The 12,194-nt window shown below is 70.3% G+C and carries 10 protein-coding genes; all 10 read left to right on the plus strand.

Annotation, left to right across the window (positions count from 1 at the left end; genetic code table 11):
- The first annotated feature begins 281 nt into the window (after positions 1–281).
- Positions 282–1,145, plus strand: coding sequence for an STAS domain-containing protein (locus BLR05_RS07635; RefSeq protein WP_092833346.1), 864 nt, complete (start codon positions 282–284; stop codon positions 1,143–1,145).
- A gap of 15 nt (positions 1,146–1,160) precedes the next feature.
- Positions 1,161–1,535 (plus strand): STAS domain-containing protein, encoded by a 375-nt coding sequence (locus tag BLR05_RS07640; protein ID WP_092833348.1) that lies wholly within the window; start codon positions 1,161–1,163, stop codon positions 1,533–1,535.
- Entirely contained in the window at positions 1,525–1,929 is a 405-nt protein-coding gene (locus tag BLR05_RS07645) for an anti-sigma regulatory factor (protein WP_092833350.1), read from the plus strand. Before BLR05_RS07640 ends, BLR05_RS07645 begins: the two co-directional genes overlap by 11 nt.
- Complete coding sequence (locus BLR05_RS07650; RefSeq protein WP_092833465.1) at positions 1,929–3,005, plus strand: anti-sigma regulatory factor; 1,077 nt, start codon at positions 1,929–1,931, stop codon at positions 3,003–3,005. The genes BLR05_RS07645 and BLR05_RS07650 overlap by 1 nt, the downstream gene beginning before the upstream one ends.
- Positions 3,006–3,033: 28 nt before the next feature.
- Positions 3,034–3,933, plus strand: coding sequence for a sensor histidine kinase (locus tag BLR05_RS07655; protein WP_192883911.1), 900 nt, complete (start codon positions 3,034–3,036; stop codon positions 3,931–3,933).
- Between the two features lie 5 nt (positions 3,934–3,938).
- Positions 3,939–5,930: a hybrid sensor histidine kinase/response regulator gene (locus BLR05_RS07660; RefSeq protein ID WP_092833352.1), complete on the plus strand. Its 1,992-nt coding sequence runs from the start codon at positions 3,939–3,941 to the stop codon at positions 5,928–5,930.
- A 21-nt stretch (positions 5,931–5,951) separates the two neighbouring features.
- Positions 5,952–8,621 carry an ATP-binding protein gene (locus BLR05_RS07665; RefSeq protein ID WP_092833354.1) on the plus strand — a complete coding sequence of 890 codons (2,670 nt, stop codon included), beginning with the start codon at positions 5,952–5,954 and terminating at the stop codon, positions 8,619–8,621.
- Positions 8,618–9,280: a biliverdin-producing heme oxygenase gene (locus tag BLR05_RS07670; protein ID WP_225979312.1), complete on the plus strand. Its 663-nt coding sequence runs from the start codon at positions 8,618–8,620 to the stop codon at positions 9,278–9,280. The genes BLR05_RS07665 and BLR05_RS07670 overlap by 4 nt, the downstream gene beginning before the upstream one ends.
- 76 nt (positions 9,281–9,356) lie before the next feature.
- Positions 9,357–11,594, plus strand: a complete 2,238-nt coding sequence (locus BLR05_RS07675; RefSeq protein WP_092833356.1) for a GAF domain-containing protein — start codon at positions 9,357–9,359, stop codon at positions 11,592–11,594.
- 33 nt (positions 11,595–11,627) lie between these two features.
- Positions 11,628–12,017, plus strand: coding sequence for a response regulator (locus tag BLR05_RS07680; RefSeq protein ID WP_092833358.1), 390 nt, complete (start codon positions 11,628–11,630; stop codon positions 12,015–12,017).
- Positions 12,018–12,194 lie beyond the last annotated feature (177 nt).

The following is a 12,194-nucleotide window of genomic DNA, read 5'->3' on the forward strand; positions in this document are numbered from 1 at the left end:
ACCGGCAAGGCATGGCGTTGTGGCCGCACGTTCGCCATGCAAGAAGGAGACCAGGGAATCTTTCCCGGGAAAACCCGGCCCGGTGCGCTTTTCAACGCCCCCGCTGCGGCCGCCGAATCCCCGGTCCGGTGCGCTGGCCGGGCAGCGCACACCACAAACGTGCAGCGCCATGGGAGCGCCATGTCGGAGAGTTCCGCAAAAGCAGCCCCTGCCCTCCGGGCGGGCATGCCCCGGCCTTTAGAATTTGCCATATCTACAACATTGAGCGAAAGCGCCCGGCCATGACCCTGCAGTACGAGGCCCTCCTGGATATCCTGGATCGCAAGGAAGAGGCCGTCATCCAGGAGTGGATGGCCGAGGCAGCGCACGGCGACGTCCCGCCGTCTTCCGCGAACGCCGTCTCCGACGCGCGCGACATCCTGCACGCGCTGCGCACCGCGCTGCGGAGCGCTCCGCCGCCCGCCGGCCACCCCCAGGCGGCCAGCGCATGGCACACGCTCAACGGCCTGCTGGAAGCCCTCTCCCGCTCCCGGGCCGCCCGGGGCGAGACCGCCGGCGACACCAGCCTGTTCGTGCTGGCGCTCAAGAAAGCCCTGTTCACCCAGCTGCAGTCGATTTCGCAGGACACCACCGCCCTGCAGGCCGCGCTCTGGAACACCACCGCGCTGGTGGACCGGATGGCGCAGCACACGGTCAACACCTTCCAGCTGGCGCGCGAGGACATCATCCGCCGCCAGCAGGAGGAACTGCTGGAGCTGTCCACCCCCGTGGTCAAGCTCTGGGAAGGCGTGCTCGCCGTCCCGATGATCGGCACGCTCGACAGCAACCGCACCCAGGTGGTGATGGAAACATTGCTGCAGCGCATCGTGGATACCGGCTCCGACATCGCCATCATCGACATCACCGGCGTACCCACGGTGGACACCCTGGTCGCGCAGCACCTGCTCAAGACGGTGGCCGCCATCCGGCTCATGGGTGCCGACTGCATCGTGAGCGGCATCCGTCCGCAGATCGCGCAGACCATCGTGCACCTGGGCATCGACCTGCAGGGCATCCACACGCGCGCCACGCTGGCGGACGCCCTCGCGTTCGCGCTGCAGAAGAGCGGCTGGCGCATCGACCGCGCCGAGCGCGCGCGCGCCTGAGCGGAAGGACACGGCATGGAACGCATACCGATCCTCCGCATGGGCGACACCCTGCTGGTCACGATCCAGCTGGACATGCAGGACCGCACCGCCCTCGCCCTGCAGGAAGACCTCGCCGCGCGCATCGCCGATACCGGCGCCACGGGCGTGATGATCGACATCTCCGGGCTGGAGATCGTGGATTCGTTCGTGGGCCGGATGCTCAGCAGCATTTCCGGCATCGCGCGCATCCTCTCGGCACATGCGGTCGTGGTCGGCATGCAGCCGGCCGTGGCCATCACCCTCGTGGAACTCGGCCTGTCGCTGGACGGCGTGCGCACCGCGCTCAACGTGGAGCGCGGCATGGAACTGCTGCGCCGCATCCGCGAGGAGGCCCCTCTTGGCCGATGAGACATCGGGCACGATGCCCCTCGAATCCGAACAGCACATCGTGCTGTGCCGCCAGGCCGTGCGAACGCTGTGCGGCAGGCTGCGTTTCTCGCTGGTGGACCAGACCAAGGTCATCACCGCCGCCAGCGAGCTGTCGCGCAACACCCTGGTTCACGGCGGCGGAGGCCGCATGCGCTGGGAACTGCTCGACCAGGCCGGGCGCTCCGGGCTGCGCATGCAGTTCGAGGACGAAGGCCCGGGCATTGCCGACCTGCAGCTCGCCCTGTCGGACGGCTGGACCTCCGGGGGCGGCATGGGCCTGGGACTGCCGGGCAGCCGCCGGCTGGTGAACGACTTCGACATCCGTACCGCCCCCGGCCAGGGCACCTGCGTGACCATCACGAAATGGAAGTGATGGACGCGACTTCCCACGCCTCCACCGAGGTCCTGCACGGCTGGACCCACGTGGCCTTCCCGATCGACGACGCCAGCCGCGTCGGCGAGGCACGGCGCTTCGGCGCGCACGCCAGCGGGGAGCTGGGCTGGAACGCCACCGACGCCGGCCGCCTCTCTCTGGTCGTCACCGAACTGGCCACCAACCTGCACCGGCACGCCCGGGGCGGCCGGCTGCTGATCGCGGCGATCCCCGGGCGGCGCACCGTGGAAGTGATCGCCATCGACAACGGCCCCGGCATCGACGATCTGCGGCTGGTGATGCGCGACGGCTACTCCACCGGCGGATCGCCCGGCACGGGTCTGGGCGCCGTGCGGCGCCTCGCGGACAGCTTCGACCTGCATTCCACGCCCCAGGGCACGGTCTGCGTCGCGCGGGTGCAGGAACGTCCCCGGGAGGAAGAGGATGGCTTCGCGGCCGCGGATGCCGTCCCGCGCCGCGGCGCGCCCCTCCCGGCAGTCCGCATCGGCGCGATCTGCCTGCCGCTGCGCGGGGAAACCGTCTGCGGCGACGCCTGGGCGGCAGCCATCGACGGTGAGCGCGTGGCGCTGTGCATGGCCGACGGCCTGGGACACGGCCCCGAGGCGGCCCGGCCTGCGCAGGCGGCACTGTCGGTCTTCCTGCAGTCGCCGTTCAGCGAGCTCGGCGGCGTGGTCGACCGGGCCCACCTGGCGCTGCAGGGAACGCGCGGCGCGGCCGTGTGCAGCCTGCGCTGGGACGGCCCGCAGACCTCCGTGCACAGTGCCAGCATCGGCAACGTGGCGGCGCGGCTGCTCTCCGGCGTGGCCGACCGCTCGGTGCCCGCACTGCACGGCACCGTGGGGCTGCACATCCGCAAGGCCACGGAGACCGCCACGCAGCCCCCCGACCATGCGCTCGCCATCGTGCATACCGACGGCATCGAATCGCGCTGGCCTCCCGCCGCGCTCCATCCCCTGCTCGGCCGCGACCCTGCGCTCGCGGCCGCCGTGCTGCTGCGCGACCACCACCGGGCCCGCGACGACGCCACCGTCGTCGTGATCCAGCGCACTGGCTGAGCAAGCCGCGCACACGAGGAACCGCACGATGACATCCGAGCACGAAGACCAGGCCACTGCCACCGCTCCCGAGGCGTTGCGTGCCGCCCTGGCGACGAGCCAGCAGGAACTCGAACTGCTGCGCACCGAGCTGGAGGAAACCAATCGCGGCGTGGTGGCGCTCTATTCCGAACTGGACGCGCAGGCCGAGCAGTTGCGCAAGGCCACCGAGATGAAGAGCCGGTTCCTGGCTTACATGAGCCACGAATTCCGCACGCCGATCAGCTCCATCCGCAGCATTGCGCGGCTGCTGGCCGACCACATGGACGGCCCGCTGAATGCCGAGCAGTCGCGGCAGGTGGCCTTCATCCAGGCCACGGCGGCGGAGTTCTCCGACATGGTGGACGACCTGCTCGACCTCGCCAAGATCGAGGCCGGCCGCGTCGACATCTCGCCTGCCTGGTTCGAGATGGTGGACCTGTTCCAGGCCCTGCGCGGCATGTTCAAGCCGGTCGCCACGAACCCCGAGCTCAACCTGGTGTTCGAGGAGCCCCGCAACCTTCCGCCGCTTTTCACGGACGACCGCAAGCTGTCGCAGATACTGCGCAACTTCATCTCCAACGCGCTCAAGTTCACGCCGCGCGGCGAGGTCCGCGTGTCCGCGCAGGCCTGCGACGGAGACCACGTGCGCTTCTCCGTGGCCGACACGGGCATCGGCATCGCGCCCGAGTTCCATGCCAGCGTGTTCGAGGATTTCTCGCAGGTCGGCTCTCCGCTGCAGAAGCGCCTGCGCGGCACCGGCCTGGGCCTGGCGCTGTGCCGCCAGCTCGCCGAGCTGCTCGGCGGTGCCGTGGAACTGCAGAGCACGCCCGGCGAAGGATCGGTGTTCTCCGTGACTTTGCCCGTGCGCCTGCCGGAGCCGGCGCCCGCCACCGGGATCGCGGAGTGACGCATATGCTGGACGTCGGAGCCATCCACGCGACCATCGAACGATCGGCCCATACCGTGCTGGTGGTGGACGACAACCCGGTCACCCGCTATTCCACCGCGCGCGTCGTTCGCGCGGCGGGCTTCCAGACCGTGGAAGCCGAAAGTGGCGCCCAGGCCCTGCAGATGGCGGGCGAGGGCATCTCGGCCGTGGTGCTGGACGTTCACCTGCCGGACATCGACGGCTTCTTCGTCTGCCGCGCGTTGCGCGCCCGGGAAGACACCGCCCAGTTGCCCGTGATGCACCTCTCGGCGGCCCACGTGCATGCCGAGGACCGCGTCACCGGCCTGAACGCCGGGGCGGACGCCTATCTCACCCATCCCGTGGAGCCCGCGGTGCTGGTGGGCACACTGCAGGCGCTCATCCGCGCGCGCACCGCGGAAGACAGCCTGCGGCGCAGCGACCGTCGCTTCCGCGCCATCTACAGCCAGGCCCTCAGCGGCATCGGGCTGCTGAAGCGCGACGGGTGCTTCACCGATGTCAATCCGGCGATGGCACGCCTGCTCGGGCGCACGCGGCAGGAAGTGCTCGGCCGCTCGATCAGCGACTTCGCACCGCCCGGCTGGGTGGACTTCGTCAGGGACAAGACCATGGACACCGGCCAGTCGGCCACGTGGCAGGGGGAATTCCCGCTCATGCGGCCATCGGGGCAGTGGGTGTACCTGGAATGGAGCATTTCCGCGCACGTGGAGCCCGGGCTGCGCATGGCCCTGGCCGCGGACATCTCCGAGCGCGTGGAGCTCGACAGCCGCCGCCAGGAGGTGCTGGAGCGCGAGCAGGCGGCCCGCGCCACGGCCGAGCGCCTGAGCCGCACCAAGGACGACTTCATCGCCGTGCTCTCGCACGAGTTGCGCACGCCGCTGAACGCGATCGCTGGCTGGGTGCACATCCTCAAGCGGCGCGGCGGCACGCCGGAACTCATCAAGGGCCTGGATTCGATCCACCGCAACGTCAAGGCGCAGGCGCGCATCATCTCCGACATCCTCGACGTCTCGCGCATCAACAGCGGCAAGCTGCACCTGGAGCGCGAATGGACACAGCCCATCGAGGTGGTGCGCTCCGCGATCGATGCACTGCAGGCCTCGATCGCCGAGAAGCACCTAGAGATCGTGCTGCGCGCAGGCGAGGACACCGGCCCCGCCTGGCTCGACCCGACGCGCTTCCAGCAGATCTTCTGGAACCTGCTGACCAACGCCATCAAGTTCTCGGACGACCGCGGGCGCATCGACGTGTCGATGGCCCGCGACGGCGACGTGCTCACGCTGTCCGTGCAGGATTACGGCCGCGGCATCTCGCCCGAGTTCATCGAGCACCTCTTCGACCGGTTCACGCAGAGCGATTCACCGGGCAACCGGCGCCACGGCGGACTGGGCCTCGGCCTGTCGATCGTCAAGCACCTGGCGGAACTGCACGGCGGCGACGTCGAGGCCTACAGTGCCGGCGCCGGGGAAGGCACCACGGTCACGGTCACGCTCACCGCCGCCTGCGAAGGCGACGGCGGCACGACCGCCCCCGCAGACCTGGCGTCCGACGAGCCGGCCCCGGAGCCCGCCGAGACCGAACGCCCGCTCAGGGGCCTGGACATCCTCACAGTCGAAGACCATCCGGACGCGAGCGAAATGCTGGCCGTGGTCCTGTCGGACGGGGGCGCCCGGCCCCGCCAGGCGGCAGACTTCGATGCGGCGGTGCGGGCGCTGCGCGAGCGCTGGCCCGACGTGGTCGTGAGCGACATCGGCCTGCCCGGGCGCGACGGCTACGAACTCGCACGCGCCCTGCGCGACATGCCCGTGCCCCAGGGGCTCAAGCCGCCCATCGCGATCGCGCTCACTGCGTTCTCGCGCCCGCAGGACGCGAACAAGGCCCTGGAAGCAGGTTTCGACGCCCACCTGGGCAAGCCCCTGCAGCCCCATGCCCTGATGGCCACCATAGCGCGCCTGATGGCCGCCCGCCAGTCCTAGTCCCCGACGTCCCCCGACGCCATGACAGCCCTATCGACCCCGCCCGCCGAACGCCATGCCGGCATCTTCATCGGCCAGAGCGAGATGGCACGCCACATGCGCCAGCACGACTGGGATGCCACGCCGCTGGGGCCGCCCGAACACTGGCCGCAGGGGCTCAAGGCAGCGCTGCGCATCCTGCTGACCTCGCGCTTCGAAATGTGGGTGGGCTGGGGCCCGGACATCGCCTTCTTCTACAACGACGCCTACCGTCCCACCCTGGGCATCAAGCATCCCCATGCGCTGGCGCGTCCCACCGCGGAGGTCTGGGCCGAGATCTGGGACGACGTGAAGGACCGGATGCACGCGGTGTACCAGCGTGGCGAGTCCACCTGGGATTCGTCCCTCATGCTGCTCATCGACCGCGCCGGCACCGGCAACCTCGAGGAGACCTACCACACGTTCTCGTACAGTCCGCTGCTGGACGACGACGGGCGCGTCAACGGCCTGTTCTGCGCGGTGTCCGAAGAAACGCGCCGGGTCATCAGCGAACGGCGCCTGGCGGTGCTGCACGAACTGGGCGCGGCAATGTCGCTGGGCGGCACCCGCCAGCAGGTCGTGGACGGCGCCTGCGCCACCCTGGCGCGCGCGCAGCACGACCTGCCCTTCTCGCTGATCTATCTCCACGATGCCCACGGCACGGCGCGGCTGGCCTGCAACGCCGGCGTACCCTCGGGCCACCGGCTGGCGCCGCGCGAGATCGCCCCCGGCGCGCCATGGCCCTGGCGGCTGGACCGGCTTGCTGCCGGCGAGGCCGCATACCCCGTTCCCCTGGAGCCGGCGGCCGATACGCCCACCGGCGCGTGGCAGGTTCCACCGCAGACCGCCTTCGTGGTGGCGCTGCCCCCGCAAGGCGATGCCCGTTCTGCGGGCTTCCTCGTGTGCGGCGTCAATCCGCTTCGCCCCGGGGACGACGCCGAGACCCGGTCGTTCGTGCAATTGCTCGCCGGTCAGGTGGCGCCGGCCATCGCGCAGGCCGAGGCACTCGAATCCCGCACGGCCGAGCGCGACCGCCTGCGCGAACTGTTCAGCAAGGCGCCGGGCTTCATGTGCGTGCTGCGCGGGTCCGAACACGTGTACGAGTTCGTCAACGATTCCTACCAGCAGCTCATCGGGCGCCGGGACCTCGAAGGCAAGTCCATCCGCGATGCCCTGCCGGAACTGCAGGGCCAGGGCATCCACGAACTGCTCGACGAGGTGTACCGCACCGGCAAGCCCTACATCGGCAAGAACCTCAAGGTCATGCTGCAGCGCGAGCCGGGCGGCCCGCTGACGGAGCACTATCTGAACTTCATCTACCAGCCCACGCTGGATGGCATGGGGGCGGTGAACGGCATCTTCGCCGAAGGCTACGATGTGACCGACCAGCGCGTCGCCGAACAGGAACTGCGCGCCCTCAACAGCCACCTGGAAAGCCGGGTGGCCGAGCGCACCCGCGACCTGGAAGATGCCCTGGCGCGCCTCACCGCCGAATCCCGCGAGCGCGAGGCCATCCAGGAGGCGCTGCGGCAGTCGCAGAAGATGGAGGCGGTGGGCCAGCTTACCGGCGGCCTCGCGCACGATTTCAACAACCTGCTGGCCACCATCAGCGGCAGCCTCGAACTGCTCAACCGGCGCGTCGCGCAGGGGCGCTTCGACGACCTGGCCCGCTACGTGACGGTCGGCCAGGGCGCCGCGCGCCGCGCCGCCTCGCTCACCCACCGCATGCTGGCGTTCTCGCGCCGGCAGACGCTCGACCCCAAGCCCACCGACGTGAACCGCCTGGTGCGCGGCATGGAGGAGCTCATCCGCCGCACCATCGGCCCCGAGACGGAGCTGGAAGTCGTGAACGCCGTGGGCCTGTGGACCACCCACGTGGACCCGCACCAGCTCGAGAGCGCGCTGCTGAACCTGTGCATCAACTCCCGCGACGCCATGCCCGGCGGCGGGCGGCTCACCATCGAGACCGCCAACGCCTGGATGGACGAGCGCGCAGGACGCGAGCGCGACCTGCCGCCGGGCCAGTACGTGTCGCTGTGCGTGACCGATACCGGCACCGGCATGGCGCCCGAAGTGATGCGCCGGATCTTCGAGCCCTTCTTCACCACCAAGCCGATCGGCATGGGCACAGGCCTGGGCCTGTCGATGGTGTACGGGTTCGCCCGGCAGTCCGGCGGGCAGGTGCGCGCCTATTCCGAGCCGGGCATGGGCACCACGATGTGCATCTACCTGCCCCGCCACGAAGCCCAGCCCGAGGACTCCGACATCCCGGCTCTGCAGCTCCCCGAGGCGGGCGAGGGATCGGGCACCGTGCTGGTGGTGGACGACGAGCCGAGCGTGCGCTCCCTGGTGGTGGAGGTGCTGCACGAGATGGGTTACCAGACCATCGAGGCGCACGACGGCCCCTCCGCCCTGCAGGTGCTGCAGTCGCGCACCCACCTGGACCTGTTGATCACCGACGTCGGCCTGCCCGGCGGCATGAACGGGCGCCAGCTGGCCGATGGCGGACGCCTCACCCGGCCCGACCTGCAGATCCTCTTCATCACCGGCTATGCCGAGAACGCGGCCGTGGGCAACGGTCACCTGGAACGCGGCATGCACGTGCTGACCAAACCCTTCACGCTCGACGCGCTGGCCCACCGCGTGCGGAACCTCATCCGGCAACCGTCATGAGGCCTGCCGCGCCCCGCGCTCCGGCCCTGCCGGGCGATGCCCTCCGTCCGGAGGGCGAGCCCGCGGCCGACTGCCTGAGCGCCCTGCGGGATGCCACGCGCACGCGGCACGAGCGCCTCGACGCAGCCCTGCCCATCGCCAGCCCGGGGGCCACGCTGGAGGACTACGTCCGCCACGCATGCGCCCTGGCGGCCTGGCTCCAGACGCTGTCCCCGCTGCTGGGAGTGCTCGACGACGGTGCGTCCGCCTGGCGGCTGGACGATCCGGCGCGGCGCAATGCCCTGCGCGACGATCTGGCGGACGCCGCGGCCCCCCTGCCGCCCTGCGCGGCCCCGGGCGCACGCGCGGCCATCGAATCGGCGCTCGTGCCGTTTCCCGGGCGGCATGCCGCCGTGGCCTGGGGAATGGCCTACGTAGTGGAAGGGTCTCAGCTCGGAGGACAATGGCTCTACCGGCAACTGGCGCAGCCCCTGGCGCCCCACCCCCTGCGGTACCTGCAGGGCAGCGGCACCCGCACGGCGGAACGCTGGAAGGATTTCACGGCCCGCCTGGCCCGCAATGTGCGGACGCCGGCCGACATCGAGGCCGCCTGCGCCGGAGCGCGCGCGGCCTTCGATGCCCTGCAACGGCTATACGATCCACAGGAAACATCCGCATGACCGCTCCACGCCATTGCGCCCACGCCACGACCCCGACTGCAGACCTGATCCCATGCGGCTCGATGGAGCCCTTTCCATGACCCTTCCGCTCCACACCGCGGCCCCCGCGGCAGCGACCCTCGACAACTGCGACCGCGAGCCGATCCACATTCCCGGCAGCATCCAGGACCATGGCGCGCTCATCGCGTTCGACGCAGACGGCATCGTCCACTATGCGAGCGCCAACGCGGAGGATCTGCTGGGCTGCCCCGTGGTGCCGGGCAGCGTGCTTGAGGCGCTGCTGCCGCTGGCCCCCTGCTCGGCCGTGGCCGACAAGGTGCGCGAAGGCATGACGGCGCTGCAAGGAGCAGCCGAGGTGCCCATGCCCGCGGAACTGCAGGTGGGTGCCCGGCATTTCGACGTGGTGCAGCACATCAGCGACAAGCTGCTCGTGGCCGAATTCGAATCGCGCCGGCACAGCAACGCCGAACTGGCCGTGTTCGCGGTGCAGGCGCACCGGGCCATGGAAAAACTGCGCAGGCCCCGTGCCATCGACGACCTGCTGCAACTCGCCACACAGGAGCTGAGCGCGCTCACCGGTTTCGACCGCGTGATGGCCTACCGCTTCCGGCCCGACGGCAGCGGCGAAGTAGTCGCCGAAACCTGCATTCCCACGCTGGACCCGTACCGGGGGCGTCGCTACCCCGCCAGCGACATCCCCGCCCAGGCCCGGCGCCTGTATGTCGTCAACACCCTGCGGCTCATCGCCGACGTGGGCGCGCCCGTGGTGCCGCTCCTGCAGCGGGAAGCCAGGCCCCTCGACCTGAGCGCCAGCATCCTGCGCAGCGTCTCGCCCATCCACATCGAGTACCTCGTCAACATGGGCGTGGCCGCCTCGATGAGCGTGTCCATCGTCATCAACGGCCAGCTCTGGGGCCTGCTGGCCTGCCACCACATGCAGCCGCGCCAGGTGCCCTACAGCGTGCGCATGGCCTGCGACGTCATCGCGCAGGTGCTGTCGTCCAATATCCAGAACTCCCTGCTGCGCGCCCAGACGGAACGCACGGAGGCCGCCGCCGCCGTGCGCTCGCGTCTCGTCGCGGACATCCTGCATTCGGACGACGAGTACGCTGCCCTGGCCCGCCACGCGCCCGAACTCTGCACGACCCTCCACGCCGAAGCGGCCGTGGTGGCCACCGGCGCCAAGCTGCAGCTTTTCGGCAGCATCCAGGAAGAGGCCGCCCAGGCCATCCTGGAGTGGCTCGGCGCCGGCCCGGACGATGTCTCCCCGGACCGGCTGTTCCACACCCATTCCCTGCCCCGCCGCATGGCGGCCCTGGCCGCACGGGCGGCGCCGTGGTGCGGCCTGCTGGCCCTGCCGTTCGACCGCGAACGCGGAGGCTGGGCCCTTTTCCTGCGCCGCGAGCAGATCGAAACCATCCACTGGGGCGGCCGGCCCGAGAAGGAAGTCCGTCCCGGCCCGCTGGGCCCGCGACTCACGCCCCGGGGTTCCTTCGATCTGTGGAAGGAGACCGTCCGCGCCAAGGCCGAGCCGTGGGAAAGCGTGGAACTCGACATCGCCGGGCAGGTGCTGGACGAACTGCAGCGCGCGCAGCACGCCCGGCATGCCGAACTCAACCGGGCCCGCACCCAGCTCATGGCGGTCCTCGGCCATGACCTGCGCGACCCCCTGCACTCCATCAGCATGGCCGCGCGCGTGCTGGAGAAGGACGGCGACGCCGGCGGCCGAACCGGCCGGCTGGGCCAGCGCATCCAGTCGTCCAGCAGCCGCATGCAGCGCCTCGTGAGCCAGGTCATGGACATGTCGCGGCTGCAGAGCGGCCTGGGCCTGGACCTGCAGATCGCCCACACCGACCTCTCCGCCCTGCTCGCCGACCTCATCGACGAAGCGCGCACGGCCCACCCCGACATCGAACTGCGCACCCAATTGCCGCCGCTGCTGGAAGCCAGCGTGGATGCCGACCGGATCGCCCAGGTGGTCGTGAACCTCATGAGCAATGCACGCCACCATGGCCGGCCCGGTCATCCGGTCCACGTCGCTGCCGATCCGCTGCCGGAAGGCGGGGTGGCCATCTCCGTGCGGAACGTGGCCGCGCCCATCGACGAAGCCATCGCGAACAACCTGTTCAGCCCGTTCAAGGCCTCTTCGTCCGGCAACGCCCGCAACCGCTCCGGCATGGGCCTGGGGCTCTACATCGCCTACGAGATCGTGCGGGGCCACCGCGGCGCCATCGCCTATACCTACGATGACGGCCATGTGGTTTTCTCGGTACGGATTCCTCCGGCGGGCTCGGGCACAATCGCCGGTTCCTGAAACGGCCGCCCGGCCGGGGAACGGCCTCTCTTCATGCACGCAGACATTCTCATCGTTGACGACAACCACGAGGCGGCCGAGCTGCTGCGGGATCTGCTGGAACTCAACGGCCACGGCGTGCGGGTGGCGCTCGACGGTGCGCAGGCGATCGCGCTGATGCGGTCGCAGCCCGCGCCGCTCCTGCTGGTGGACCAGCACCTGCCGGACATGCTGGGCGCGGAGCTGGTGCCGCAGCTCAAGGCGATTGCCGTCAACGCCGGGCTTCCGGCCTGCATCGCCATCGGGATCACCGGCATGAACACGGCCGAGCGCGCCGCCCTCGGAGGCTTCGACCACGTGCTCGGCAAGCCGCTCAACTTCGACGCGTTCGACGCGCTCATCGAGCGTTCGCTCGCCAGCCTGCGCCAGCCCGGCGGCGCCTGAAGGCCGCTGCCGCAGCCTTTCCTGGCCGCCACCCCGGCCGCCTGGAATCCCGCGTCCACGCCCCGCAACCGGCACCGCTCACCGCACGTAGGTGGCCACTGACAGCGCCTCGTAGGAACTTCCTGCAACCTTTTGTTGCGGCGCAACAGAACATGGCGGGGTAGCCCTCCTGCCATG

The sequence above is a fragment of the Paracidovorax cattleyae genome, from assembly GCF_900104515.1.
Classification (GTDB): domain Bacteria; phylum Pseudomonadota; class Gammaproteobacteria; order Burkholderiales; family Burkholderiaceae_C; genus Paracidovorax; species Paracidovorax cattleyae.